The sequence below is a fragment of the Clostridium nigeriense genome, from assembly GCF_050585265.1.
Classification (GTDB): Bacteria; Bacillota; Clostridia; order Clostridiales; family Clostridiaceae; genus Clostridium; species Clostridium nigeriense_B.
Window position 1 is genome coordinate 1 of sequence record NZ_JBNOOE010000006.1, and the last position, 24,589, is coordinate 24,589.

General features: G+C 24.9%; 33 protein-coding genes and 1 pseudogene. 27 read left to right on the forward strand and 7 right to left on the reverse strand.

The window, feature by feature from the left end:
* Positions 1-387 precede the first annotated feature (387 nt).
* Positions 388-957, forward strand: a complete 570-nt coding sequence (locus ACQPVP_RS06915; RefSeq protein ID WP_430848477.1) for a hypothetical protein — start codon at positions 388-390, stop codon at positions 955-957.
* Positions 958-1,354: 397 nt separating this feature from the next.
* Here the strand turns inward: ACQPVP_RS06915 and ACQPVP_RS06920 are convergent, their stop codons facing one another.
* Entirely contained in the window at positions 1,355-1,633 is a 279-nt protein-coding gene (locus ACQPVP_RS06920; protein WP_430848479.1) for a helix-turn-helix domain-containing protein, read from the reverse strand.
* Here ACQPVP_RS06920 and ACQPVP_RS06925 point away from each other — a divergent pair.
* From ACQPVP_RS06925 to ACQPVP_RS06945, 5 genes and pseudogenes are all read left to right on the forward strand, one after another.
* Positions 1,631-2,128: pseudogene (locus ACQPVP_RS06925) on the forward strand (FAD-dependent oxidoreductase); the annotation flags it as partial. The gene ACQPVP_RS06920 and the pseudogene ACQPVP_RS06925 sit on opposite strands and share 3 nt — an antisense overlap.
* A 166-nt stretch (positions 2,129-2,294) precedes the next feature.
* A complete protein-coding gene (locus ACQPVP_RS06930) occupies positions 2,295-2,858 on the forward strand; it encodes a hypothetical protein (RefSeq protein ID WP_430848481.1) in 564 nt (187 codons plus the stop codon).
* 17 nt (positions 2,859-2,875) lie between these two features.
* A complete protein-coding gene (locus ACQPVP_RS06935; protein ID WP_430848483.1) occupies positions 2,876-3,058 on the forward strand; it encodes a hypothetical protein in 183 nt (60 codons plus the stop codon).
* A gap of 12 nt (positions 3,059-3,070) precedes the next feature.
* Positions 3,071-3,583 (forward strand): hypothetical protein, encoded by a 513-nt coding sequence (locus ACQPVP_RS06940; RefSeq protein WP_430848485.1) that lies wholly within the window; start codon positions 3,071-3,073, stop codon positions 3,581-3,583.
* 58 nt (positions 3,584-3,641) lie between these two features.
* Positions 3,642-3,839 (forward strand): hypothetical protein, encoded by a 198-nt coding sequence (locus tag ACQPVP_RS06945; RefSeq protein WP_430848487.1) that lies wholly within the window; start codon positions 3,642-3,644, stop codon positions 3,837-3,839.
* 32 nt (positions 3,840-3,871) lie between these two features.
* Here the strand turns inward: ACQPVP_RS06945 and ACQPVP_RS06950 are convergent, their stop codons facing one another.
* Positions 3,872-4,357 carry a hypothetical protein gene (locus ACQPVP_RS06950; protein WP_430848489.1) on the reverse strand — a complete coding sequence of 162 codons (486 nt, stop codon included), beginning with the start codon at positions 4,355-4,357 and terminating at the stop codon, positions 3,872-3,874.
* Between the two features lie 79 nt (positions 4,358-4,436).
* The gene (locus ACQPVP_RS06955; RefSeq protein WP_430848491.1) at positions 4,437-4,826 is read right to left on the reverse strand and encodes a PadR family transcriptional regulator; all 390 of its coding nucleotides are present in this window, start codon (positions 4,824-4,826) and stop codon (positions 4,437-4,439) included.
* A 172-nt stretch (positions 4,827-4,998) separates the two neighbouring features.
* Here ACQPVP_RS06955 and ACQPVP_RS06960 point away from each other — a divergent pair, with 172 nt between their 5' ends.
* The 8 genes from ACQPVP_RS06960 to ACQPVP_RS06995 all read left to right on the forward strand — a co-directional run bounded on the left by ACQPVP_RS06960 (position 4,999) and on the right by ACQPVP_RS06995 (position 11,589).
* Positions 4,999-5,190, forward strand: a complete 192-nt coding sequence (locus tag ACQPVP_RS06960) for a hypothetical protein (RefSeq protein ID WP_430848493.1) — start codon at positions 4,999-5,001, stop codon at positions 5,188-5,190.
* Positions 5,191-5,293: 103 nt separating this feature from the next.
* Positions 5,294-5,629 carry a hypothetical protein gene (locus ACQPVP_RS06965; RefSeq protein WP_430848495.1) on the forward strand — a complete coding sequence of 112 codons (336 nt, stop codon included), beginning with the start codon at positions 5,294-5,296 and terminating at the stop codon, positions 5,627-5,629.
* A 66-nt stretch (positions 5,630-5,695) separates the two neighbouring features.
* Positions 5,696-6,631, forward strand: a complete 936-nt coding sequence (locus tag ACQPVP_RS06970; protein WP_430848497.1) for a hypothetical protein — start codon at positions 5,696-5,698, stop codon at positions 6,629-6,631.
* Between the two features lie 94 nt (positions 6,632-6,725).
* Positions 6,726-8,234 (forward strand): DUF1846 domain-containing protein, encoded by a 1,509-nt coding sequence (locus ACQPVP_RS06975; RefSeq protein ID WP_430848499.1) that lies wholly within the window; start codon positions 6,726-6,728, stop codon positions 8,232-8,234.
* A gap of 102 nt (positions 8,235-8,336) precedes the next feature.
* On the forward strand, positions 8,337-10,001 hold the full coding sequence (locus tag ACQPVP_RS06980; RefSeq protein ID WP_430848501.1) for a ribonuclease J: 1,665 nt from the start codon (positions 8,337-8,339) through the stop codon (positions 9,999-10,001).
* A 46-nt stretch (positions 10,002-10,047) separates the two neighbouring features.
* Positions 10,048-10,776, forward strand: coding sequence for an HAD-IB family hydrolase (locus tag ACQPVP_RS06985; protein ID WP_430848503.1), 729 nt, complete (start codon positions 10,048-10,050; stop codon positions 10,774-10,776).
* A 75-nt stretch (positions 10,777-10,851) separates the two neighbouring features.
* Complete coding sequence (locus ACQPVP_RS06990; protein ID WP_430848505.1) at positions 10,852-11,370, forward strand: hypothetical protein; 519 nt, start codon at positions 10,852-10,854, stop codon at positions 11,368-11,370.
* A 63-nt stretch (positions 11,371-11,433) separates the two neighbouring features.
* Positions 11,434-11,589 carry a hypothetical protein gene (locus tag ACQPVP_RS06995; RefSeq protein WP_430848507.1) on the forward strand — a complete coding sequence of 52 codons (156 nt, stop codon included), beginning with the start codon at positions 11,434-11,436 and terminating at the stop codon, positions 11,587-11,589.
* A 71-nt stretch (positions 11,590-11,660) separates the two neighbouring features.
* Here ACQPVP_RS06995 and ilvA read toward each other — a convergent pair whose 3' ends face one another.
* Positions 11,661-12,860, reverse strand: a complete 1,200-nt coding sequence (gene ilvA, locus ACQPVP_RS07000; protein ID WP_430848509.1) for a threonine ammonia-lyase — start codon at positions 12,858-12,860, stop codon at positions 11,661-11,663.
* Positions 12,861-13,005: 145 nt separating this feature from the next.
* Here ilvA and ACQPVP_RS07005 point away from each other — a divergent pair, with 145 nt between their 5' ends.
* The 7 genes from ACQPVP_RS07005 to ACQPVP_RS07035 all read left to right on the forward strand — a co-directional run bounded on the left by ACQPVP_RS07005 (position 13,006) and on the right by ACQPVP_RS07035 (position 17,878).
* Complete coding sequence (locus ACQPVP_RS07005) at positions 13,006-13,167, forward strand: hypothetical protein (RefSeq protein WP_430848511.1); 162 nt, start codon at positions 13,006-13,008, stop codon at positions 13,165-13,167.
* On the forward strand, positions 13,160-14,023 hold the full coding sequence (locus ACQPVP_RS07010) for an SDR family oxidoreductase (protein ID WP_430848513.1): 864 nt from the start codon (positions 13,160-13,162) through the stop codon (positions 14,021-14,023). The genes ACQPVP_RS07005 and ACQPVP_RS07010 overlap by 8 nt, the downstream gene beginning before the upstream one ends.
* A 109-nt stretch (positions 14,024-14,132) precedes the next feature.
* The gene (gene ybaK / locus ACQPVP_RS07015; RefSeq protein ID WP_430848515.1) at positions 14,133-14,618 is read left to right on the forward strand and encodes a Cys-tRNA(Pro) deacylase; all 486 of its coding nucleotides are present in this window, start codon (positions 14,133-14,135) and stop codon (positions 14,616-14,618) included.
* Between the two features lie 238 nt (positions 14,619-14,856).
* Positions 14,857-14,997 carry a hypothetical protein gene (locus tag ACQPVP_RS07020; protein WP_430848517.1) on the forward strand — a complete coding sequence of 47 codons (141 nt, stop codon included), beginning with the start codon at positions 14,857-14,859 and terminating at the stop codon, positions 14,995-14,997.
* A gap of 262 nt (positions 14,998-15,259) precedes the next feature.
* Entirely contained in the window at positions 15,260-16,459 is a 1,200-nt protein-coding gene (locus tag ACQPVP_RS07025) for an acetate kinase (RefSeq protein ID WP_430848519.1), read from the forward strand.
* A 258-nt stretch (positions 16,460-16,717) separates the two neighbouring features.
* Positions 16,718-16,909, forward strand: coding sequence for a DUF1450 domain-containing protein (locus ACQPVP_RS07030; RefSeq protein WP_430848521.1), 192 nt, complete (start codon positions 16,718-16,720; stop codon positions 16,907-16,909).
* Between the two features lie 84 nt (positions 16,910-16,993).
* Entirely contained in the window at positions 16,994-17,878 is an 885-nt protein-coding gene (locus ACQPVP_RS07035; protein ID WP_430848523.1) for a DMT family transporter, read from the forward strand.
* Positions 17,879-17,909: 31 nt separating this feature from the next.
* Here ACQPVP_RS07035 and ACQPVP_RS07040 read toward each other — a convergent pair whose 3' ends face one another.
* Both ACQPVP_RS07040 and ACQPVP_RS07045 read right to left on the reverse strand, forming a co-directional pair.
* Positions 17,910-18,347 (reverse strand): GatB/YqeY domain-containing protein, encoded by a 438-nt coding sequence (locus ACQPVP_RS07040; protein WP_430848525.1) that lies wholly within the window; start codon positions 18,345-18,347, stop codon positions 17,910-17,912.
* 96 nt (positions 18,348-18,443) lie between these two features.
* Complete coding sequence (locus ACQPVP_RS07045) at positions 18,444-19,304, reverse strand: S66 family peptidase (RefSeq protein WP_430848527.1); 861 nt, start codon at positions 19,302-19,304, stop codon at positions 18,444-18,446.
* 142 nt (positions 19,305-19,446) lie between these two features.
* On the opposite strand from ACQPVP_RS07045, the gene ACQPVP_RS07050 reads away from it, so the two are divergent.
* From ACQPVP_RS07050 to ACQPVP_RS07075, 6 genes are all read left to right on the forward strand, one after another.
* Positions 19,447-19,854, forward strand: coding sequence for a reverse transcriptase-like protein (locus ACQPVP_RS07050; RefSeq protein ID WP_430848529.1), 408 nt, complete (start codon positions 19,447-19,449; stop codon positions 19,852-19,854).
* A 72-nt stretch (positions 19,855-19,926) separates the two neighbouring features.
* The gene (locus tag ACQPVP_RS07055; RefSeq protein WP_430848531.1) at positions 19,927-20,307 is read left to right on the forward strand and encodes a desulfoferrodoxin; all 381 of its coding nucleotides are present in this window, start codon (positions 19,927-19,929) and stop codon (positions 20,305-20,307) included.
* Positions 20,308-20,397: 90 nt separating this feature from the next.
* The gene (locus ACQPVP_RS07060) at positions 20,398-21,549 is read left to right on the forward strand and encodes an MFS transporter (protein WP_430848533.1); all 1,152 of its coding nucleotides are present in this window, start codon (positions 20,398-20,400) and stop codon (positions 21,547-21,549) included.
* A gap of 5 nt (positions 21,550-21,554) precedes the next feature.
* Positions 21,555-22,247 carry a M48 family metallopeptidase gene (locus ACQPVP_RS07065; RefSeq protein ID WP_430848535.1) on the forward strand — a complete coding sequence of 231 codons (693 nt, stop codon included), beginning with the start codon at positions 21,555-21,557 and terminating at the stop codon, positions 22,245-22,247.
* 80 nt (positions 22,248-22,327) lie between these two features.
* Complete coding sequence (locus tag ACQPVP_RS07070; RefSeq protein ID WP_430848537.1) at positions 22,328-22,555, forward strand: TIGR04540 family protein; 228 nt, start codon at positions 22,328-22,330, stop codon at positions 22,553-22,555.
* A gap of 64 nt (positions 22,556-22,619) precedes the next feature.
* The gene (locus tag ACQPVP_RS07075; RefSeq protein WP_430848539.1) at positions 22,620-23,237 is read left to right on the forward strand and encodes an NUDIX hydrolase; all 618 of its coding nucleotides are present in this window, start codon (positions 22,620-22,622) and stop codon (positions 23,235-23,237) included.
* A gap of 15 nt (positions 23,238-23,252) precedes the next feature.
* Here ACQPVP_RS07075 and ACQPVP_RS07080 read toward each other — a convergent pair whose 3' ends face one another.
* The gene (locus tag ACQPVP_RS07080; protein ID WP_430848541.1) at positions 23,253-24,539 is read right to left on the reverse strand and encodes an NCS2 family permease; all 1,287 of its coding nucleotides are present in this window, start codon (positions 24,537-24,539) and stop codon (positions 23,253-23,255) included.
* Positions 24,540-24,589 lie beyond the last annotated feature (50 nt).

Sequence of the window (24,589 nt, forward strand, 5' to 3'; positions counted from 1 at the left end):
CTCTTCATTAAAAAATGTATAAAAATATTGACTACAATTATAACAGTAAATAAAATATAATTAGTAATACTTGTTAATAAATCCGTTAAAACCTATAAAATATTATCATAACCACACACTATATACATAAAGAAGTTAATAAGTATTACCCATTTAAAAATTCTCTATAAAACAAAAAATAACACCTAGATATATCCCTGCCTAGGTGCTATTTTTTTGTTCGGTTAATAAAATGAAATTATTTTTTTATTTATATATGATATAAAACCTTGCGTGACAGTTTTTTATTTTATCAAACACTATTCATATTTCAATGAATTATTTACATAAATGTAAAATTTGAGTAAAATATAAATATAAATATATATTATTATAGGGGGAGAGAGAATGAAAAAAAATATTAAATATCTAATTTTTATTTTACTAGCGTGCTGTATTTTTATATTAAGTCCATTTAATAAAAAGGCGGCAACTATGAATGATGAAAGACTTAATTTTGTTAACGAACAAATTACATTATTATCAGATTCTTTAGAAGAATCGAGTTGGGATAGTTCATCTGAAATATATAATGTTATTCCTTTATATGATTTAGATGATAATATTAATGGGTATATATATGAAATTAGAACAAATGGTAAAGGGACAGGTTTTATACAGATAGATATATCTACAGGTGATAATGTTGTATCAAGCTTTTCATTTGATGGAAATCATGCAATTAATAGTATGATTTCACAAAATGAAAAAATATCAAATCAAAATTTAGAAGAGATAGATAAGATTATTCACATCGGAGGTTATAATTATTTATTTGAAACTAAAGATGGTAAACAAAATAGCAGAAACCTATTTGATTTAAGAACAGGTGAAAAAGTTACAGAATCTTTAGAAACAATAAAAAATAAATATACCGAAGAAATAGAAATAGATGGGCAAGAAATATATTATAAATAAATTGAAAATTAGTATGAATATGATCTAGTTCATATATATCGAAAATAACCCAGAGTAATCTAGGTTATTTTAAATGTTAAAAAATGTATGAAAATATATTGACTACAATACAATTAGAAAATAAAATATAATTAGGTAATACTTATTAAAAATCCCGTTCGTCTATTAAACTCATTTAGACCATAAACCTGTAAAATAGATATTATTAAGTATTACGTTAAAATTTCCTAAACTAAATAAAATCAAAAAATAACACCTAACTTACGCTTTGTTAGGTGTTATTTTTGTTAGCTGACTTTTAAATACTGATTTTAATAATATTAACTTATTAGTTTAATTATAGACAGTGATATTAGTTCTTATACATATAAATAAAAAGGTGTTTTTTATTATTCATTTATAAATTCAAATAATCTAAAGAAATATTAAAAGTAGTACAGATCTTTTCTTTATTTCTGGAAGAGATATTATATCCAGTTTCATATTTACATATTGAAGAATAACTAACTCCAGTTTTGGTTGCAAATTCTTTTTGAGTAAGGCCATTACTTACTCTTAATTTATAAATCTTATCTTTTAGGGTCCTCTCTGGTAGATTATAATATATGTTAGATTGAGTATTTTCAATAGTTTTGAATATCTCTTTATATATTGTATTTTTATTCTCATAGAACATGCTAAGCTAATGACAACTTATTATCCTTTAAAAAAATTAAGGAAGATAAAAGGTCTTGAATATGCAAAATATGTTGATCCTTATGCAGGGAGTAAAGGAAACTCAATTAGATACCTATCTGTAGCACCAAGGACTAATGACTTAAAAGTGCAAGGGGTTGATAATTTATTTTGTGCTGGAGAAAAATCAGGCTTGTTTGTTGGACATACAGAAGCTATTGCTACTGGAAGTTTAGCTGGTCATAATGCAGTAAGATTAGCAATGGGAATACCATTGCTAATACTGCCTTCATCTATTGCTATAGGTGATATAATATCTTATGCTAATGAAAAAGCAGCAAAAAGAGAGGGAAGAAAAAGTAGATATACTTTCGCTGGATCAGAATATTTTAATAGAATGAAGGAATTAGGATTATATACTATTGATAAAAATCAAATAAAGGAAAGAGTTAAAAAAGTTAATTTGGACAATGTGTTTGAGCAAAAATTAACTTAGAAACAAGGGGTGATAAATATCACCCCTTGTTTCTAAGTTATATATCTTAAATGATATACTCGTAAATGATGAATAAATAGAATATAAAAAGAAAAAAAAACAATATTAATGAAAGAAAAATAATATTATGGTAAAATACATATAAATAATTCATAGAGGAGATTTTATGTTAGATTTAATGATAATATTTAATGGTTTTATAAGAAATTATATAAATTTTGGATTAAATAAGTATAGCAATAATATAGATATTATAAAAAAAGAAAATAAATATTTTCTTACCTTAGGAAAACTTTTAGGGTTTTCAGTTATTAATAAAAAAAATAATGATATAAGAAATGCAGAAATTTCTTGGTATGAATATGAATTTGAGAATATTAATAATTCAAAAGAAAAAATGAAAATATTAAGAGAGTTTGATTTAGAAAAAGATTTATCAGCAATATATAATTTAATTAAGTTAGTCAAAGAAAAACCTGCTAATGGTTATATACAAATTTTAGAAACTTCATCAAGAAATAGAATTGATTTTTTTAATAATATAATATTAAATTCCTTAGTAAAAGAAAAAAATGAATTTTTAGTTATCTATATTACAAGAGATGTTATAAAAGATTTAACTTTTTATAATGCATATTTATTTGAAAATAGTGAAATTACTAAAAATAAAATTGGAGTTTCTTCATACGATAAAGAGGGAATGTTAAAAGCAAATTTTTATATAAAATAATATGAAGGTGATTTTTAATGAATATTGAAAAAAGTAAAATTTTTGAATTGTGGAATATAGATCATAGTAAAGTAGTTAAATATAGGCAAGTAATTAAGAATAAAACATTAAATGAATTAATGGAAATTGAAACTGAAACTTTAAATGATTTAATTAAAGAGGTTAGAGATAAAGTGAATAAATGGAATGATATAAATTAAGGAGAAGTCTTAATGGATTTAAAAATTATAAATCAAATGGAATTTGAAAATATTATAAAGGTTAAGTTTAATAATATTTTAGATGGATTTGATAATTATGATTGCATTGAATTATATTCAAATAAAAATAATAAAAAAGAAGCAGAGTTAAATTTTATAAAATCTATTGAGATGTTTTTCGATTTAAACGAAGGTTTTTTAATAATAGATTTTTATAAAAATAATTTAAATAATGAAAATATTAATTTTATTAAACGTAATCTAGATAATGAAGATATAAAGATTTTTGATAAATTACTGAAATTAATGAATGAACAAAACATATATTATAAGATTGAAAATAAAAAATATATTAATTTGCTTACAAAATTATGTACAAGAGAATTATTTTTTATAACATTTTATTTTTATAAATTTCATTGTACTATATGGGGAAATTATAATATGAGATTTCCATTATTCTATAATTATTTTGATGATATTAATGATTATTTAAATATAGCTAAAATTAATGATTTGTTATAAATTCATAAATTTAATTTTTATATCATAAAATAAGTATTATATGATATAGGTGGTTTTTATGAATAATTTGAAAAGCTTTTTTTATAATTTAAGTGAAGAATATTATAGTGAAGACAATGAGAAGTGTCAGATTTTAAAATGTTTTTTATGTAATAAAATTATACATTTAGGAGAAGCATATATAAAAAATGAAGATTTTAGAATATACTGTTCAAAAAAATGCTATTTAGAAAATTTAAATTCAAAATATTATTAATTAAAAAGGGTACATTATGAAAAGTACCCTTTTTACATTATAACTTGATTATCATATCTACTATCACAATTTGAAAATAAATAGATAGTAGATAATCTTAACTTGCCATTTTCCAAAACTCTAAGATACCATTTTAAATTACTGCTATTAGAGTTGGATATAATGGCTCTTCCTTGATCTGATTTATAACTGAATTTAGGATATATTAAATCAGAATTTTTATTCCCGTCAAGAAAAACAATTATACTAAATTCATAATCAGTACATAAATAGTTTAATTCTTTTAAATTGATTATTAAATTACTTTTATTAATATAAGAATTACATTTTAATAATTCTCTAGTTTTTATATTTTTTAGAAATACATTAATAGTTTTATATTTTTTGAAATCAACATTACAAAAAGATATGGTAAGAAAATCTTCATTTAAAGTATAAGAATATATATTTTTTTCTATTGAATGTAAATAACATATATTTAGTTTATTATAGTTATCAATATTATCTGGTTTTTTCATAGTTCCTCCTTGGAAAATAGTATATAAAATATAATATTTACTTAACTATAAAAAGATACCAAATTTTAATTCTAAACTATTATTTTTTTAACATTTCGATTATTATATCTAAAGTGGATTTTGTTCTATTTAAATTATCTATATAATCTGTAATATGATTTTTATAGTATTGAATTCCTGAATCAGTAATTGAATAAACTTTTTTACTTCTTTTATTTAAAAATTCATCTCCAGTCCAGTTACTTTTAACATAACCTTTTTCTTCTAAATTATAAAGAGTTTCGTATATAGTACTTGATGAAACTGGAAATGGGAGAGAAGTATTTGAAAAACGATTTCTAAATTCTTCCAATACTTTATTACCAAAAATGGTGTTACCTTTGGCAAGTTCTTTTAAAATATAGAAACTATAAAGCATTTTTGTATTTACAACATTCCTAGGTGCTACAAGTCTATTTCTTTTTTCCATAAAAATACCTCCTGTTTATATAAATATTATCATATAGTAAGGTGTAATACAATTTATAATATAGTAGTAAATAAAATACTCGTAAATGATTATTAATAAAAAAAGATAAACAGAACAAAATTAATACCTAAAGAGTATTATATACTATACGAAAGAGTAGGAGTTGATAAACATGTCAAGGAGATCATGCAATAGCTGTTGTTGTAGAAATAATTGCTGCGGATGTAATAGAAACTTCGGTTGTGGCTGTGGCGGATTCGGTGGTGGCTTTAATGGTGGCTGTGGCGGATTCGGTGGCGGTTGCGGTGGTTTCGGTGGTGCTTGGCCATTATTGTGGTTATTTTTATTAGGCGGATGTTGGTAATAAAGTGATAAAAGGATGCAGATTCTGCATCCTTTTATTTTAGTAATATAAAATTTATTATATTAAACATGTGTATATGGTAAAATAAATTAGAGGTGAAATTATGATTGAAGATAGATGCTTTTGTGAAAAATGTAGAAAGATACAGCCAATTATTGTTATGAGTGTAACAGAACATAAGGATTTTAATATAGGTAAGATAAGTTATAAAAAGTTAATAGGTAAATGTAGTATTTGTGGTGTAGAAGTGTATTCTTTAGAATTATCTGAAAAAAATAAAATTGAATTGAATAAAAAAATAAAAGAGTTAGAAGATGAAGTAACTATATTTAAAATAATTGAAAATAACAAATCTGGAACATTAAAAGTAAAAGAAGATGATGATGAAATTTTGAAGGAAATAGAAAAAATTTTACTAAGCAAAAATAAAGAAAGGTAAGAGTTATTAAAATTATAAAATATTAATATAATATGGTGTATAGCATGAATTCCTAGGAGGATAAAAGTGTTAGACTTACTTGTATATTTAGACGAGTTGTTAATTAAAAATTTGAGTTCATTAGCTTTAAATGGATATATTGATATAAGAACCTATAGACGAATTAGAGATAGGACTATTGGAGGAAATGTCAGAATAGGGGATAGGAGTTCAAAAGGAATTGATTATAAAGATCAAAAAGATAAAATATCTGGATATAAAAGTAAACATAATACTTGTGAAGAGCATTTTCAAGATGGTAATGAGAGAAATCTAGGATTTGAAGGTAGGGATTTTGATAGAAATGAGCAAGAAATAAAAAAAATTAGAACTGTCTTTACTCTTCATAATGAATTGTTAACTAATATGTATTCTAACAATAGAGTTAGAAATCTTGTTGATATGAAAGCAATTGCTGATGGAGATGTAGAAGTTGGAGATTATGTAGAAATTAGTGGTTGTGTTCAAGAAATTTCAATTCCATTATATATAGATACATTAATAGAAAGTATTAATTGTTATGGTGTCGATTTTTTAAACTCTTTTTTAGATAAAAATAAGTTAAAAGAACTTGATTTTACAATAATTTCACGTCTTTTAGTAAGTTTAAAAAATTCAATAAGCAAAAATGGTACAGGTGACTTAGTTCTAAAGACAGGAGAAACTTCCTTGGTATTAGCTATAAATGAAAATAATTTTGTTAATAATGGATATAATTCTGTAGACTTTATACAATGTTCATGTAAAATTTTCGGGAAAGTAATGATGATTAAAGAAGATGATAATAAATGCATAAGTTTATTACGAAAATCATCACAAGAAGAATATTATGAAAAAATTTTAGAATCTATAGACCCATATTTAGATTTATTAAAATCTAAGAATATAATTTTGCCTAAGAAACCTAAGTGTGATATAAAGGGCAAAATGATAATGATTTTACCTATAAGCATATGTATATGATTTATATACATATGCTTTAATTTTTATAGAAAGTAGGAAAATTTTGTTGTATAATGAATGAGTTACTTAAAGAATAAAGGAAAGAGGCAGAGATATGGAGATAGGATTTGATCATAAAAAGTATTTAGAAGAGCAATCTAAATATATTTTAGAAAGAGTAAATAATTATGATAAGCTATATTTAGAATTCGGTGGAAAATTAATGTATGATTTACATGCAAAAAGGGTTTTGCCAGGATTTGATGAAAATGCTAAAATTAAATTACTTCAGAAATTGAAAGAAAAAGTTGAAGTAGTTATTTGTGTATATGCTGGAGACATAGAAAGAAATAAAATCAGAGGCGACTTTGGTATTACATATGATCTAGAAGTTTTAAGATTAATTGATGATCTAAGATCTTACGAGTTAGATGTAAATAGTGTAGTAATTACAAGATTTGATGGACAACCTGCTACGACAGTATTTATTAATAAGCTTGAAAGAAGAGGCATAAAAGTATATAAACATAAATCAACAATGGGATATCCAACAGATGTAGACACTATTGTTAGTGATGAAGGCTATGGACAAAATCCATATATTGAGACATCTAAACCAATAGTAGTAGTTACTGCACCTGGGCCAGGTAGTGGAAAATTAGCAACATGTTTAAGTCAATTATATCATGAAAATAAAAGAGGTAATGTTGCAGGATATTCTAAATTTGAAACATTTCCTGTTTGGAATGTGCCTCTTAAGCATCCTTTAAATATAGCTTATGAAGCGGCTACAGTTGATTTAAAAGATGTAAATATGATAGATTCATTCCATTTTGATGCTTATAATAAAGTAGCGGTTAATTATAACAGAGATATAGAAAGCTTTCCACTTTTAAAAAGAATTATAGAAAAAATAACCAAAAAAGAATCAATTTATAAATCACCAACAGATATGGGGGTTAATAGGGTTGGTTTTGGAATAGTTAATGACAATGTAGTTAAAGAAGCATCTAGACAAGAAATTATTAGAAGATATTTCAAAACTATTTGTGAATATAAAAAAGGATATGTAGATAAGGAAGTTGCAAATAGAGCAAAATTAATTATGGAAGAGTTAAATCTTAAAGAGAGTGATAGAAGAGTTGTGCTTCCTGCAAGAGAATATTCATTAAAGAAAAAAAATGAAAATAATAAGAGTGAAGTATCCTCAGTTGTAGCATTACAACTTGAAAATGGTACAATAATAACTGGAAGAGGATCAGAAGTTATGGATGCTCCAGCAGCAGTTATATTAAATTCGATTAAACATCTTGCTAATATTTCTGATGAAATACATTTAATTTCTCCAGTAATTTTAGAACCAATACAAAACTTAAAGTTTAAAACTTTAGGAATAAAAAATACAGTTTTAAATTGTGAAGAAGTATTAATAGCATTAAGTATATGTGCTGCTACAAATCCTACAGCTCAAGTGGCTTTAAATAAGCTATCACATTTAAAAGAATGCCAAGCTCACTCAACAACTATAATATCACACAATGATGAACAAACCTTTAGAAGATTGGGAATAGATATTACTTGTGATTCTGAATATCAAAGTGAAAATTTATATTATAATAATTAATTATACATCCCTTAGAATTTTCTGAGGGATTAATTTTTAACATTTTTAATTTTATATTGATTTTTTGGAAATACTACTCCTATTAGAATAGGAGGTTTTTCAATGGATAAGGATTTATTTGTAAAAGTAATTCCATTAGGTGGAGTTGGAGAAATTGGAAAAAATATAACTGTTATAGAGACTAAAGATGAGATAATAGTTATAGATTGTGGAATAGCTTTTCCCGATGAAGAAATGTATGGAGTAGATTTAATTATCCCAGATATATGTTATTTAATTGATAATAAAGAAAAAGTTAAAGGATTTTTCATAACACATGGGCATGAAGATCATATAGGTGCAATTCCGTATATATTAAAACAATTAAATGTTCCTATTTATGGAACAAAATTAGTGTTAGCTATAATAGAAACTAAGCTGAAAGAGCATGATTTAGTAGAAATAACAGAGCTTATTGAGGTTGATCCCGGATCAAAAGTAACTTTTCAAGACTTAAGTGTTGAATTTATACAAAGTACTCATAGTATTGCTGAATCTTGTTGTTTATCTATAAAAACTCCATTAGGGGTAATTTTTCACACAGGAGACTTCAAAATTGATTTAACACCTATAGACGATAAAGTCATAGATTTAGATAGAATCTCTACTATAGGAAAAGAAGGCGTTTTATTGCTTATGGCTGATAGTACAAATGTTGAAAGAAGTGGCTACACTATGTCTGAAAAATCTATAGGGAATACTTTCAATAGAATTTTTAGAGGGGCAAAGGGAAGAATTATAATTGCTACATTTGCTTCTAATATACATAGAATGCAACAAATTGTAAATGCATCTATAGAAAATAATAGAAGAGTTGCTTTTTCAGGAAGAAGTATGGAAAGCATATCTAAACTTGCATTAGAACTTGGATATTTATATATTCCAGAAGATATGATTGTTGAAATAGATGAAATCAGAAATTATAATAATGAAAATATAACAATTATAACCACTGGAAGTCAAGGAGAACCAATGGCTGCATTAGCTAGAATTGCTTATGGTAATCATAGAAAAATAAAAATTGAAAAAGATGATTTGTTTGTAATATCAGCATCTCCAATACCAGGAAACGATAAATTGATTTTAAAAGTTATAAATGAACTATTTAAAAAAGGAGCAGATGTTATATATGAAGATTTAGAAGAAGTTCATGTTTCAGGTCATGCATATAGAGAAGAATTAAAATTAATCCATAGATTAACTATGCCTAAATATTTTATGCCAGTACATGGTGAATATAGACATTTAAAACATCATAAAGATTTAGCAGTCACACTTGGAATGGAATCAAAAAATGTTTTTATATTAGAAATAGGGAAAATACTCCAAATAAATAGTGAAGAAGCAAAAATTTCAGGAAAGGTTCATTCAGGAACAGTTTTAGTTGATGGATTAGGAGTAGGAGATGTTGGAACATTAGTATTAAGAGATAGAAAACATTTAGCTCAAGATGGATTAGTTAATATAGTAGTAACAATAGAAAAAGAAAGTTATAGCATAATAGCTGGTCCTGATATAATTACTAGAGGTTTTGTATATGTAAAAGAATCTGAAGAATTAATAAATGAACTAAAGGAAATTGCAACTGAAGAATTACAAAATTGTTTAGATGAAAAAATTTTAGAATGGTATTTAATTAAAACTAATATTAAAAAGGCTTTAGAACGATATATTTATGATAGAACAAAAAGAAGACCAACAATTATACCAATAATTATGGAAATTTAGAAAAAATGTTATATAATATATATTAAAACAGAAATGGAGGGATTTTATGAAGAATGTAGCAGCATTTTTTGATATTGATGGAACAATATATAGAGAAGGATTAATTACCGAAGTTTTTAAGAAGATAATAAAATATGAACTAGTAAGTGAAAATAAGTGGTATAAAGATGTAAGACCAGCTTATTTAAAATGGGATAAAAGACAAGGGGATTATGATGCATACTTATTAAAAATGGTAGATATTTATATTGAAGCTATAAAAGGTATTGATAAATATCATATAGATTATATTGCTAAAAAAGTTATAGAACAAAAGGGTGATAGAGTTTACACTTTTAGTAGAGAAAGAATTAAGTGGCATCAAGAACAAGGTCATATTGTAATAGCTATTTCAGGATCTCCTATGGAATTAGTTAGAGAAATGTCTAAAAAGTATTATATGAATGATTATAAAGGAACTATATATAAACTAGATGATAATAATAAATATAGTGGTGAAGTTATACCTATGTGGGATCACGAAAGTAAGTTAAAAGCTATTAAGGAATTTGAAAGTAAATATAATATTGATTTAAGTAAAAGTTATGCTTATGGTGATACCTCAGGAGATATAACAATGTTTAAATCTGTAGGAATTCCATACGCAATAAATCCAACAAAAGAACTTTTAGATAAAGTAATGGAAGATAAAGAAATAAAAGACAAAATAAAAGTTATAGTTGAACGTAAAGATGTAACTTATAGTCTAAATGTAAATTGTATAAATCTAATATAATAAAATAGACAATAAACTTCTTAGGTTATATAATATTAAAGAATTATGTAATTAATATTATTTAAGGAGAAGAATATGCTAACTATAGAAAATAAATTAGTAGAAGAAAAAATAAAGCAATTAAGAAAAGCAATTGAAATCGTAGGTGGAAAATCTTTTCTTGAAGAAGTAAAGGAAAATGGAGATTTAGCCAATTTAATTATTAGTTCTTCTTTTAATGGAGAAAAAGTTATATTCAAAATTATGAATAATGAATATCAAATTAATGAATTGATGAAAATAAAATTAGATTATGAAAAAAACTATATAAAAATGAAAAAAACATATTTAGAAAAAATATGCTATAAAATAAAGGAATATAACACTTACTTAGATTCTTTAATAAGAAAATATAGAAAAAATGGTGGACTTGAAGAATTTAGAGCAATCAAAGAAGAAATTGAACTAAGATACTCAAAGGATATAAATTCATTTTTACTTAGTAAGATCAATATTGAAAACAATGAGGAAACAAATGATAAATATTATTATGGAGATTATTTGAATTCCAAAAAAGAAGATTTTATAAATTCTATAATATGTAATATAGTTTAAATAATAAAAAAAGCTCTTAAGGGAAAAATAAATATTGAAGTACAACCTTAGGAGGTAATAATTATGAAAAATAAATTAATAAAGAAAATGAAAAGATCAATTAGAAAAGGCAGATCAAAAGGAATGCTTTTAGTTGAAATGGCTGATGACTTTATGGATATTATCCAAAATGCAAAGCTATATAAGAAAATAAACAGAGGAAGAAGAAAATTTAGATAGAGATTAAACGAAAATGGTGAAAAACTATATTTATAGTTTTTCACCATTTTTAATTTAAATTAAAAAACATATTAATACATTTGAATAATTTTAAATCCGTTTTCATTTAAAGTTAATTTAATTAATTCTATATGTTCAATTCCATTAGTCTCAACAGTTACTTCTAGTAAAACATTTTTTAATCTATTTGATGCTTTGAATTGATTGTGCTCAAGTTGAACAACATTGGCATTTAATTCAGATAGTATTTTTGAAATTTCTTGAAGTTGTCCAGGAGTATCAGGTAGTTCAACAGAGAAACAAAATAATCTACCTCTTTCAACTAAGCCATCACTTATTAGAGATGAAATAGTTAGCATATCTATATTTCCTCCACTTATTATAGAAACTACTTTTTTTCCACTTAAATTTAGTTTTTTTAGTGCAGCTAATGAAGCAGCACCAGATGCTTCAGCTAATATTTTATGTTTTTCACATAAAATTAAAAAAGATTCAGCAATTTCTTTATCAGAAACTGTAACTATATCATCAACATAATCTTTTATAATACTAAAAGTTAGTTCTCCAGGGCATTTTACTGCTATACCGTCAGCAATAGTATTAACTGAATTTAAACATACTATATTATTATACTTAAAACTTTGTTCCATTGCATTAGCACCTTCAGCTTGTACTCCTATTATTTTTATATTTGGATTCAATTCTTTAGCAGCAACTGAAATACCACTTATTAAACCACCACCACCTATAGGGCATAATATTACATCTATATTTTCAATTTCTTCAAAAATTTCTAAAGCAATAGTACCCTGTCCATAAATTACATTTATATCATTAAAAGGATGAATAAAAACTGAGTTATTTTGAGATTCTATAAACTTTGCTTTCAAAAAAGCATCATCATAACAATTCCCATGTAACACAACATTTCCACCAAATTCTTTTGTTGATTGAACTTTTAGATAAGGAGTATTTTTAGGCATTACAATAGTAGAGTTTACTCCTAATAATTTAGCTGCATAAGCAACTCCTTGTGCATGATTACCTGCAGAAGAACAAACAACGCCTTTACTTTTTTCTTCTTCACTTAAAGTCCTTATTTTATTAAGAGCGCCTCTAATTTTATAAGCACCAGTAATTTGTAAATTCTCACATTTCATATATAGAGAGCAATTGTTTATTGCTGAAAAAATTGGACTGTATAATAATGGAGTTTTATTTATTATATCCTTTATATTATTATGAGCTTTTCTTATTTCTTTCAAATGCATATATTTCCACCCCTAGCAAATTTTATAATAATTATTATATCACTGGTTAATGAATATATGAATACTTTAAATTTTATTAAAAGTATATTTTATTAGAAATAATAGAATAATAGATATAAATATATAAAGAAAGGGGACAAATAATATGAAAAATTCATTAAATGATATAAGTAACATTGGAAACTTCACAAAAATAGCTGTCAAAAAATTTGAAAATAATATAGTAAATAAAACAAATTATTTAGAAAGTGTAAAAACTAGTAAACTAGGAGAAGAATATAACTTTATGGAGGATAAAAATGAATAATAATTTTCCTAAAAACTTTCAGCCACAGCATCAAAATGTACAACCTGGAATAGAAGAAAATATGAATCCTAAACCAATTTTTAAGAATAGTAATTCTGTTCTAAATGGAAAACTTAAAGATAAGGTTGCAATAATAACAGGTGGTGATAGTGGAATAGGAAGAGCTGTAGCAATTGCTTATGCAAAAGAAGGAGCTAAGGTCGCTATAATATATTTAAATGAGCATCAAGATGCAGAAATTACAAAGAAAGAAATCGAATCTATAGGGGGAGAATGTTTATTAATAAGTGGGGATATTGGTAATGAAGAATTTTGTATTTCTTCGATTAATACTGTTAGAGATAAATTTAATAAAATTAATATTATTGTAAATAATTCAGCTGAACAACATGTATGTAATAATTTAACTGATATAACAACAGAACAATTTGAGAGAACATTTAAAACTAATGTTTTTGGATCTTTCTTTATAACTAAAGAAGCTTTAAAGTATTTAACAAAAGGGGATTGTATTATTAATACTACATCTATAACTGCATATAAAGGCAATGAAACATTAATAGATTATTCAATGACAAAAGGAGCTTTAACTTCTTTCACTCGTTCATTAGCTTTAAATTTAGTTACTAAAGGTATAAGAGTAAATTCAGTTGCACCAGGCCCAGTATGGACTCCACTTATACCAGCGTCATTTAATGCAACACAAGTTTCAACTTTTGGCCAAGATAATCCTATGAAGAGAGCAGCTCAGCCTGTAGAATTAGCGGAAGCATATGTTTTTTTAGCAAGTGATGGAGCTACATTTATAACTGGAGAAACTATTCATGTAAATGGAGGAGAAATTGTGAATTCATAACAATAAATTCTTTAAATATAATACTACTATATAAGTTAATTATTGACAAATTATGAACCTATAATACAATTTAATATATATAAATTAAAACCATATTATGAGGTGTATTATGTCTAAAGAAAAAATTAGTAAAACAAATGCAATGCGAATATTAGATAAATCAAATATTCCATACGAAATACTTACTTACAAAAGTAATGACGGCAAAATAGATGGTATATCAGTAGCAAATAAAATAGGAATTCACAAGGAATATGTATTTAAGACTTTAGTATTACAAGGAACAAGTAGAGAATTATATGTATTTGTTATTCCAGTAGCGAAAGAGTTAAATTTGAAAGAAGCAGCTATAATAGTTGGAGAAAAGAAAGTGGAAATGATTCATGTTAAGGATATAATGAAATACACAGGTTATTTGCGTGGGGGATGTTCCCCCATAGGTCAGAAAAGAGAATATAAAACATTTATACATGAAAGTGCTAAAGAATTAGATTTTATTGTTGTTAGTGCTGGAAAAATTGGTTATCAAATTAAACTAAATCCGATGGATTTAATAAATGTAGTATCATGTCAGTTTAAATATTTAATAAAATAATTTAGTATATAAATAAAAACCGGTGGTTGTTCGCCAATTGGATTAAAGCATGATTATAAAATATTTATACATGAAAGTGCAAGAAAATTAGATTTTATAATTATTAGTTCAGGAAAAATTGGTCAACAAATTAAAATAAATCCTAATGATTTAAGTAATGTTGTAAAAGGTAAATTTGAATTTTTAATAAAGTAGAGTTTTATAAGTATATTAAAATAAAAACTATATAATTATATAAATGTTACAAACTTTAGATATTAGAATGGTTTACTTTGGGTATGCTGAAGGAGAAAAGTTAAATTATGATGATTTGCTTAAAGGAAACTTTGCAAGTGACAGGCGAAGTATTTTGATGTTTATAAGTATAGATGAAAAATAATTAGAAGACTATTCTAATTGAAACAGATCTAGCTTAGATTAATTAAAACTTAGACTTCCATATATACCAACTTAATTTGTAGTTATTATATATGGAAGATTATAAGAATTTTAGTAAAATTGAGGTAATTATATGGAAATAAGATTCATTTAGCTAATATTTAGGTTTTTTCTAAAATATTCAATAATCTATCAATTTGAATATATAGATTTTTAGTGTATTATATAATTAAAGATATAAATACACAAAAAGGAGAATTTAAATGAAAACATTAATAATTAACTGTGGAAGCTCATCGTTAAAATATCAATTAATTGATATGGAAACAGAAGAATCATTAGTTCAAGGATTAGTTGAAAGAATAGGCATTGATGGATCAATTTTGACTCAAAAAGTTGATGGCAAAGATAAATATATTATTAAAAAAGATATGCCGAGTCATAAGGCTGCAATACAACATGTACTAAGTGCATTAGTAAATAAAGAACATAATATTATTAATTCAATGGACGAAATAGGAGCTGTTGGACATAGAGTAGTACATGGAGGAGAAAAATATTCTCATTCTGTTATAATAGATGACGTTGTTTTAAAATCAATAAGAGATTGCATATCTTTAGCTCCACTTCATAACCCACCTAATATAATAGGAATAGAAGCTTGTAGGGAACTTATGCCTAATACACCAATGGTAGCTGTATTTGATACTGCATTCCACCAAACTATGCCAAAAGAAGCTTATATTTGTCCTTTACCATATGAATTATATGAAAAGTACGGTATTAGAAAATATGGTTTCCATGGAACATCACATATGTATGTTTCTCAAAAAGTTGCAGAAGTTATGGGAAAAGATATTAAGAATTTAAAAATAATTACTTGTCATTTAGGGAATGGATGTTCTCTTGCTGCTGTAAAGGGAGGGAAATCAATAGATACATCAATGGGTTTCACACCACTTGCAGGTGTTATGATGGGCACTAGATCAGGAAGCATAGATCCTTCAGTTATTAGTTTTTTAGTAGAAGAACATGGATATACTATTAATGATATAGATGAATTATTAAATAAGAAATCTGGTGTACTAGGTATATCAGGAGTATCCTCAGATTTTAGAGATGTTTTAGCAGAAGCAGAAAAGGGGAATGAAAGAGCTAAACTTGCTTTAGATATATTCCATTATAAAGTAAGAGCTCAAATTGCTGCTTATGCTGGTATAATGGGTGGAGTAGATGTTATAGTATTTACTGCTGGTATAGGTGAAAACTCCTCATTTACAAGAAGAGAATGTTTGAGAGGCCTTGAATTCTTTGGATTTAATATAGATGATGAAAAAAATTCAGTTAGAGGTGAAATTCAAGAAATATCAACTGGAGATTCAAAAGTTAAAGTATATGAAATCCCAACTAATGAAGAACTTATGATTGCAAGAGATACTGTCAAATTAGTTAGTAATAAATAATTTAATTCCATATAAATAAATATAGTGATTAAAAGCAGGCTATTAATGTCTGCTTTTATTTTTAATATATACTAAATAAAAACACTATTGATGAAATTTAATTTTATAAAATTTAATATTGCAAAATTTATAATATAAATAAGATAATATGAGAAAACTAAAGAAAATAAGAAATACTTTGGATAATTAGAGTTTGTAAATAATAATTATTCTTAATATAATTAAATTAATAAATTTATTGTTAAAAGGAGAGTAATTATGATATCAGTTTGTCCAGTATGTTCAGGTGTAGATATTGATAAATTAGAATTAAAATTTGGAGCTGAAAATGTAGAAGTAGGTTGCATAGGAGAATGCGGTGGAAGAGATGGCTTATTAATTGGATATGCTAACGGAAAATATATTGAAGCAGAAACAGAAGATAGCTTTATAAGTCAAATTGAAGAATAGTTTTAATAGCCTTAGAGTAAATATCTGAGGCTTTTTGATTTTTATTTAAAATAGATGTATTATATTTTAGAAAGGAGTGATAAAATGGGTAATTTAAGTAATAGAGTTAAAGGAATTATTTTCATTATATTTTCAGCTTTTGGATTTGCAGGAATGTCAGCCTTTGTAAAGTTAGCAGGTGACTTACCTTCATTTCAAAAAACCTTTTTCAGAAATTTAGTTTCATGTATAGTTGCTTTAATATTTATTATAAAAAATAAAGAAAGCTTTTTTGGTAAAAAAGAAAGTCAAAAGTTATTAATATTAAGATCAGCATTAGGAACAATAGGAATAGTTCTTAATTATTATTCAATCGATAGACTTATATTATCGGATGCAAACATGCTTAATAAACTGAGTCCATTCTTTGTAATAATATTTTCTGCTATATTTTTAGGAGAGAAGATAAATTTAAAACAAGTTATAGCTATTATTATTGCTTTTATGGGAACTTTATTTATTATTAAACCAAGTTTTAATGTAGATTTATTACCTTTTATTATGGGAATATTAGGTGCGGTTTTTGCGGCAGGTGCTTATACATGCCTTAGAACATTGGGATCAAAAGAAAAACATTATACTGTAGTTTTCTTTTTTTCATTATTTTCTTTAATAGTTATATTCCCGTTAATGATATTAGTGTATAAACCTATGACATCCTTACAACTTTTTTATTTATTAATGGCAGGAATTTTTGCTAGTATAGGTCAATTTGGTATTACTATAGCTTATAAATATGCCCCAGCAAAGGAAATATCGATATTTGATTATTCAAATATAATTTTTTCAGCTATAATAAGCTTTATAGTATTTGGAGTACTTCCAGATAGTTTAAGCTTTGTTGGATATATTATAATATTTACAGCTTCATTTTATATATTTATATATAATAAAAAATTAGATAAATTAGATAAACTTAAAGTAAAATAGAAATATCCTCCTATTAAAGGAGGATTTCTTGTTATTTAAGTAAATCTTTTACCATAGGATTAATTTTAGATCTATCGAACTTTCCATTAACCTTAGGCATTATTTCTTTCATTATTTTACCCATATCTGAAGGTCCAAAATTTCCATTTTGAATTATTTCTTTTAACATAGCTCTAACTTCATCATCACTTAATTGTGCTGGAAGATAAGGGGTAAGCAAATCAATTGCAAAATTACCTTCTTCAATTTTAACTTCATCATTTAATTGGATTGAATATTGTAAAGTTTCTTTTAATTGTTTAATTTGTTTTTCTATTATTTTTATTACTATTTCATCTGTAGCATCTTTTCTTTCATTTACTTCATAAGCTTTAATTTCAGAATTAACTAATCTAAAAACACTTACTTTCTGTTTATCTCTAGCCTTCATTGATGCTATTTCATTCTTTTTTAGTTCTTCTTTTAACATAATTTCACCTCAAATGATATATTATAATAAACAAAGGTCTACTATGATATAAATTATAACTTTAATAAAATATTATTTCAAGAATGGAAAAGTCATCTATTTTAGTGTAATATTCTTACCAATAGGAATTAATTTCGAATTAGGAGAATGACCTAAATCGGAAGTTTTTACTATTGGTATATTGTAGTTCTTTAATTTATCTAAAAATAATTTTTCTATATAATTACTATTATATTTTTTATCAAGCTCTGTAAAAGTACCAAGGATAATACCATTAATTTTTGAAAAAGCTCCGATTTGCTTATATTGAGCAATGAAAGTAGAAATTTTGTTAACATCTCCACTTAAAGCTTCTAGAAATAGAATTTTGTTCTCAAATGATGGAATATAGTTTGTACCTGCAAGTTTCAAAAAGCAACGAATATTTCCACCTATCACAATACCTTCCATATAATTTCCTTTTATAAATTTATAATTAATCTGATTTATTATATCTTTATCTAACAAAAATATTTCCTTGAAATAATTAATTTGATTTTTACTATCTTCTCTAATTAAATTTCTTAATTGATAATTATAATTTATAAATCTTGTTTTACTATATAATGCGTTTAATATTACAGTTAAATCGCTATATCCTATAAAAGGCTTTGGGGAAGATGTTATTTTTTCATAGTCTAAATAATCTAGTACTTCATTACATAAGTCTCCACCAGATAAGTCAAAGATTGCTTTAATATCTTTATTATCATATAAACTCATAAGTTCATTTGCCCTAAATTTTCCATTAGCAGTTGACCCATCAATATTTCTATATAAAGCATTAGAATTAATTACATTTATTTTCATTGATGATAATAAAGAAATTAATTCATTAATTTTATCTTTCATATTATAATCTAATCCATTTGAACAAGATATTAATCCAATAGTATCATTTTCTTTTAATATACCCATTATATCCTCCTTATTTATTAGTATTTAGTATAAGTATAAATATAAATATAGAAAATGCAATTAAAACTTTAGTTACTTTTTAAGAATAATAAATAAAATTTAGGAATAGTTTATAAAGTATAAGTTTATAAGTGGAGGATATATGAAATATAGACTTTATGTCAGTGGATTTTGTAACAATACAAGAAATTTACAAAGCAGTATAGGGATAGGTGGAGTAATATTGAACGATAGAGGAGAAGAAAAGGTTTTTTCAGAAATGGTTGGAAAAGGTACTATAATAGAAGCTCATTGTTATGCGATTTTACATGGAATCAATGAAATTTTAAATGATAAAACTGCCAATTGTATAAATGTCTACAGCACAAACTTATTAATAATTGATTATTTAAATAACAAAAATGTAGAACTACCAATGAAAGCCGAATCACTACTTGAAAAAAAATTAGAATTATTAGATAATACAAAAATCAGTATAAAATATGAGTATTTTGAAGTAAATGACTATGTATATGTAAGAAATCTAGCAGAAGAAGCTATAAAGGTATAATAAAAAAATTGTAAATTTTAGATAAAAGTAGTAAAGTAAAAGCATACAAATAATTATGAAGGAGTGATTTAAATGATAGAAAAATTACAAGTATACAAATGTGAAGTTTGTGGTAACATGGTTGAAATTTTAAATGTTGGAGGCGGTACTTTAGTATGTTGTGGTAAACCAATGACATTATTAAATGAAAATACTGTTGATGCAGCAGTTGAAAAACATATACCTGTTGCTGAAGAAAAAGATGGGGAATTAGTAGTTAAGGTTGGAGAAGTTGAACATCCTATGGTAGCAGAACACTTTATCCAATGGATAGAAGTAATAACAAAAGATGGACTAGTTCAAAGACAAAGCTTAACTCCAGGTGAAAAGCCTGTGGCTACATTTAAAGTAAAAGGTTATGTAGATAGAGTTAGAGAATACTGTAATCTACACGGCTTATGGAGTAATAAATAATTAAATTCTTAGGCTATCTTTTTAGATAGCCTTTTATTTTTCTAAAAATTATTATATTATATAAGAAAAATATCTTGGAGGTTAATACAAATGAAAAAATATTATGGGATAACTACTTTTTTAACATTTGGAGTTTTTAGTATTCTATCAACCTTTTATTTTCCGTACTTAAATCAGGAAATAGGCTTATCATTAAGCGAAGTTGGAAAAATTGTTTCAATTGGTGCTTTCTTTACATTAGTGTTTCAGCCAATATTGTCAAATAGATTTTCTAAATCTAAAAACAAAAATAAATTTATATTAACATATTTAGCTTTTGTTTTTATAACTATTATTGGTCTAATGATGATTAATAAAGATTTAACTATTATATTTGCACCATTTTATGGAGCAATATTAGGTTCTATAGCTGGAATATTTGAGGTTTATATAGAAGAACTATGCATAAAAAGTAAATATGAATTTTCTGATGTAAGAAAATGGGGTTCTATTGGATATGCAATTATAGTTTTTATTTCAGGAATTATTATTAATAAATTTGGATATAGAATTCTTCATATTTTAGCATTAGTAATGGTTGCAACAATGTTTTTCGTTATTATGCTTAAATTTAAAGTTAATGTAAGAATAAAAGAAGATATAAATAAAGTTAATTTTAGAGACTTATTTAAGAATAGAAATATAGTTTTACTAATTATTGTAGTTTTCTTAGGTATGGGTAGTTATATGGGATTAGATTTTGCTTATTCTTCTTATTTAGTTGATGTTGTAGGAGATGTAAATAAAGCAAATGAAATATACAGTGCTTCTATTAGCTTTAGAGTAGTTATTGAGTTCTTTGCTTTTATGATAATTGCTAAATATTTTAGTAATTCAAATAGTAAGAATGCCTTGGTAATAGCTTTATCTATTGTAGCTCTAAAAATATTAATGTTTTCATCTGGGAATTTAATACTTATTGTTCTTGGTGATCAATTACATGGGATTATGTATGGATTATATTTAAGTTTTTTATTTAAATATCTAAGAGATATTTTAAGTGATGAATTAATAGCTACTTCATTTGCCATATTATCTGTTCTAAGCACAGGTGGATCAAACTTTATATATCCATCAATATATAGCTTTATTCAAGGAATTTTTGGATATTTTGGAATGTATATATTAGCATTTATTTTATCAGTGATTTCTGTAGTTATTTTCTTTATTTTCTTACCAAAACCTAAAAATAAGGTTAGTTAGTATATATGAAGAGAGTTATTAGTTTAAACAATAATATTTTTTATTATACTGTCTTATTTAAAAACAAAAAAAATATTTCTATAAAATTAGATTTTAATGGAGAAATAATTGTTTATGCTCCAATAGGTATAAGTTATAAATATATAGAAGATATACTTATAAAAAAAGAAAAATGGATAATAAACAATATAAATAAAATTAAAAATAGTTATTTAAATAGTAAAGATAAAATATTATTTTTAGGAAATCAATATATTCAACAAATAGAAGAATCTGAAAATGAAAAAATAGATATTAATGGTGAATTTATTTTTATAAAAACTAAGAACTTAAATAAAGAATATATAAATACTCTATTAGCTAAATGGTATTTAGTGCAAGCTAATAAAATTTTAATTAATAGATTAACTAATTTATCTAGAAGTTATAATTTAATTCCCTCTAAGGTATTTATAAAAAATCAAAAGTCACGCTGGGGAAGTTGCAATAGTAAAAAAGAGATAAGATTAAACTGGAGACTTATCTTAATGCCATATTCAGTTATTGATTATATAATAACACATGAATTATGTCATTTAGAGCATATGAATCATTCTAAAGATTTTTGGAATTTAGTTGAAAGTTTTATTTCTAATTATAGAGATTCAGAAAAATGGCTTAAAAATAATGGAATATCTATTTTAAAAATAGGATATTAATATAAGAATATACTAGAAAATTTTAATTATTAATTTTATAATAATTATATAATTACTTTAGATAATATAAGGAGACAAACATGAGATCAGTATATAAAAATCCAAAAGAATTAGCAACTTGTTTAAAGGATCTAATAGACAATTATTTAGAGTTCTTAATAAGTTATGAGGAATTAGAAGAAAAAATTAGAAAAATAGTTTCTGCAAATGGAGATAGAGTTTATAAAGATGGAGTATTTTCATCAAAGTTATATCCATACTTAGGTGATGAAAGAGTGGAAATTATAAATAAAATTATTGAAGAATAGAAATATAAGCCTCCTTAGTAAAATAATTAGGAGGCTTTTACTATATTATAAAGGAAGTATAAATATGATAGAAGAAGTAATAAAAAAATATAGCAATTCCACTTCATATATTAATGGTTGGGATACTATGAAAAAAGCAGCTGTTGCTATTTTGATGGTAGATGTAGATAATGAAACAAATATAATATTTGAAGTAAGAGCTTTCCATATGAGAAGTCAACCAGGAGATATATCTTTTCCAGGCGGTAAAATTGAAGATGATGAAAGTGCCGAAAATGCTGTAAAAAGAGAAGTTTGCGAGGAACTAGGCTTAAATATTGATGATTTTGAGATTGTTACTCCTTTAAATTTACTTGTAACTCATTATGGATTAATAATTCATCCTTTTTTAGGATATGTAAAAAATTACAATAATATAAATATTAACACTGATGAGGTCGATCATATATTTTTAACTTCATTAGATAAATTATTAAAAATAGAGCCTTTAAAAGTAATAAGCAAATTGAATGTTGATAGAAATAAAGAGTTTCCTTTCCACCTTATTAATGGAGGTGAAAAATATAAATTCAAGGAAGGAATATATAAATCCTTATTTTATAATTATGGTGAGTATAACATTTGGGGAATGACTGCATTAATACTGGAAGATTTCTTAAAAGTTATAAAAAATGAAAGCTAGGTTTAACCCTAGCTTTTAAATTGTATTTAAAACAAAGTAAATAATAAATATAACTGATATTATATACATAGAAAAAGAAATGTCTTTATTCTTCTTAGTTGCTATTTTCATTATGGTATATGAAATAAATCCAAAAGCTATTCCATCTATTATACTAAATGTTAATGGAATTAATACAATAATTAAAAAGTTTGGAATTGCTTCTGAAATATCATTAAAATCAATATGAACTATTCCTTTAATCATTAAACTTCCTATTATTATTAAAATTGGTGCAATTACTTCATTAGGAATTATATTAATAAAAGGAATAAATAATAAAGATATTAATAGTAAGAAACCTGTTATTAATGAAGTTAACCCTGTTTTTCCACCTGCAGCTATACCAGCAGTACCTTCTACTGTAGATACTGATGGACTAGTTCCAAAAAGTCCACAAGCTATTGTTGATAAAGCTATTGCATTTAATGCCTTATTTTGTTTTTCAGGAGTTTTTAATAACCCATTAATTTGCCCATGTAATAATCCAATATTTTCAAAAAGTAAAACTAAAGTTAAAGAAAATGTTGCAATCCAAAACTTAGAATTAAAAATTTCACTTAAGTCAATATTAAATAGTATGGTTTCGTACTCTGAAAAATTTGGTAATGTAAAGTTTAAGTTTGACACATCTACAAATTTAAATACAATTGCTATTATTGTACCAGTTATAATGCTAATCAAAAAACTACCTGGAATATTTTTAGCAAAAAGTATTACTGTTAGTATAAAAATAAAAATAAAAAATATTATCCTTGGGTTTGATAATTCTCCTATTTTTACAAAAGTAGAAGGGTCAGATATAATAAGACCACTTTTTTGAAGTCCTAAAAATGTTATAAATAGGCCTATACCAATAGTAATTGATTCCTTCAAAGAATTTGGAATCGCATTATCTAAAATATTAGATAATGGTGTCATAGCAATAATTAAAAATAATAATCCAGCTATAACCACACTTCCTAATGCCTGATTAAAGGTTAATCCCATTCCTAATACAATAGTATAGGTAAAAAGAGCATTAATGCCCATGCCAGGCATTATTACAAGAGGAGAATTGCTTATAAGTGCAACCAATAAACACCCTATAAAGGAAGCTAGAACAGTTGCGATTATAAGTGGCTCTTGAGAAATACCTCCATCACTTAATATACTTGCATTAACCACAACAATATATACTGCGGCAAAAAAAGAAGTCAAACCAGCTATTAGCTCGGTTTTAAAATTTGTCTTGTGTTCTTTAAGTTTAAATAATTTGTCCATCCTTTCTGTAAAACCTCTTTTCTTTTTCCCTCGCCCACCCACATCTAAGA

Excerpts from the sequence above, each read along its gene's own strand:
- ACQPVP_RS06915 (WP_430848477.1), top strand. The coding sequence starts at position 388 with ATGAAAAAAAATATTAAATATCTAATTTTTATTTTACTAGCGTGCTGT.
- ACQPVP_RS06920 (WP_430848479.1), bottom strand. The coding sequence starts at position 1,633 with ATGTTCTATGAGAATAAAAATACAATATATAAAGAGATATTCAAAACT.
- ACQPVP_RS06930 (WP_430848481.1), top strand. The coding sequence starts at position 2,295 with ATGTTAGATTTAATGATAATATTTAATGGTTTTATAAGAAATTATATA.
- ACQPVP_RS06935 (WP_430848483.1), top strand. The coding sequence starts at position 2,876 with ATGAATATTGAAAAAAGTAAAATTTTTGAATTGTGGAATATAGATCAT.
- ACQPVP_RS06940 (WP_430848485.1), top strand. The coding sequence starts at position 3,071 with ATGGATTTAAAAATTATAAATCAAATGGAATTTGAAAATATTATAAAG.
- ACQPVP_RS06945 (WP_430848487.1), top strand. The coding sequence starts at position 3,642 with ATGAATAATTTGAAAAGCTTTTTTTATAATTTAAGTGAAGAATATTAT.
- ACQPVP_RS06950 (WP_430848489.1), bottom strand. The coding sequence starts at position 4,357 with ATGAAAAAACCAGATAATATTGATAACTATAATAAACTAAATATATGT.
- ACQPVP_RS06955 (WP_430848491.1), bottom strand. The coding sequence starts at position 4,826 with ATGGAAAAAAGAAATAGACTTGTAGCACCTAGGAATGTTGTAAATACA.
- ACQPVP_RS06960 (WP_430848493.1), top strand. The coding sequence starts at position 4,999 with ATGTCAAGGAGATCATGCAATAGCTGTTGTTGTAGAAATAATTGCTGC.
- ACQPVP_RS06965 (WP_430848495.1), top strand. The coding sequence starts at position 5,294 with ATGATTGAAGATAGATGCTTTTGTGAAAAATGTAGAAAGATACAGCCA.
- ACQPVP_RS06975 (WP_430848499.1), top strand. The coding sequence starts at position 6,726 with ATGGAGATAGGATTTGATCATAAAAAGTATTTAGAAGAGCAATCTAAA.
- ACQPVP_RS06980 (WP_430848501.1), top strand. The coding sequence starts at position 8,337 with ATGGATAAGGATTTATTTGTAAAAGTAATTCCATTAGGTGGAGTTGGA.
- ACQPVP_RS06985 (WP_430848503.1), top strand. The coding sequence starts at position 10,048 with ATGAAGAATGTAGCAGCATTTTTTGATATTGATGGAACAATATATAGA.
- ACQPVP_RS06990 (WP_430848505.1), top strand. The coding sequence starts at position 10,852 with ATGCTAACTATAGAAAATAAATTAGTAGAAGAAAAAATAAAGCAATTA.
- ACQPVP_RS06995 (WP_430848507.1), top strand. The coding sequence starts at position 11,434 with ATGAAAAATAAATTAATAAAGAAAATGAAAAGATCAATTAGAAAAGGC.
- ilvA (WP_430848509.1), bottom strand. The coding sequence starts at position 12,860 with ATGCATTTGAAAGAAATAAGAAAAGCTCATAATAATATAAAGGATATA.
- ACQPVP_RS07005 (WP_430848511.1), top strand. The coding sequence starts at position 13,006 with ATGAAAAATTCATTAAATGATATAAGTAACATTGGAAACTTCACAAAA.
- ACQPVP_RS07010 (WP_430848513.1), top strand. The coding sequence starts at position 13,160 with ATGAATAATAATTTTCCTAAAAACTTTCAGCCACAGCATCAAAATGTA.
- ybaK (WP_430848515.1), top strand. The coding sequence starts at position 14,133 with ATGTCTAAAGAAAAAATTAGTAAAACAAATGCAATGCGAATATTAGAT.
- ACQPVP_RS07020 (WP_430848517.1), top strand. The coding sequence starts at position 14,857 with ATGTTACAAACTTTAGATATTAGAATGGTTTACTTTGGGTATGCTGAA.
- ACQPVP_RS07025 (WP_430848519.1), top strand. The coding sequence starts at position 15,260 with ATGAAAACATTAATAATTAACTGTGGAAGCTCATCGTTAAAATATCAA.
- ACQPVP_RS07030 (WP_430848521.1), top strand. The coding sequence starts at position 16,718 with ATGATATCAGTTTGTCCAGTATGTTCAGGTGTAGATATTGATAAATTA.
- ACQPVP_RS07035 (WP_430848523.1), top strand. The coding sequence starts at position 16,994 with ATGGGTAATTTAAGTAATAGAGTTAAAGGAATTATTTTCATTATATTT.
- ACQPVP_RS07040 (WP_430848525.1), bottom strand. The coding sequence starts at position 18,347 with ATGTTAAAAGAAGAACTAAAAAAGAATGAAATAGCATCAATGAAGGCT.
- ACQPVP_RS07045 (WP_430848527.1), bottom strand. The coding sequence starts at position 19,304 with ATGGGTATATTAAAAGAAAATGATACTATTGGATTAATATCTTGTTCA.
- ACQPVP_RS07050 (WP_430848529.1), top strand. The coding sequence starts at position 19,447 with ATGAAATATAGACTTTATGTCAGTGGATTTTGTAACAATACAAGAAAT.
- ACQPVP_RS07055 (WP_430848531.1), top strand. The coding sequence starts at position 19,927 with ATGATAGAAAAATTACAAGTATACAAATGTGAAGTTTGTGGTAACATG.
- ACQPVP_RS07060 (WP_430848533.1), top strand. The coding sequence starts at position 20,398 with ATGAAAAAATATTATGGGATAACTACTTTTTTAACATTTGGAGTTTTT.
- ACQPVP_RS07065 (WP_430848535.1), top strand. The coding sequence starts at position 21,555 with ATGAAGAGAGTTATTAGTTTAAACAATAATATTTTTTATTATACTGTC.
- ACQPVP_RS07070 (WP_430848537.1), top strand. The coding sequence starts at position 22,328 with ATGAGATCAGTATATAAAAATCCAAAAGAATTAGCAACTTGTTTAAAG.
- ACQPVP_RS07075 (WP_430848539.1), top strand. The coding sequence starts at position 22,620 with ATGATAGAAGAAGTAATAAAAAAATATAGCAATTCCACTTCATATATT.
- ACQPVP_RS07080 (WP_430848541.1), bottom strand. The coding sequence starts at position 24,539 with ATGGACAAATTATTTAAACTTAAAGAACACAAGACAAATTTTAAAACC.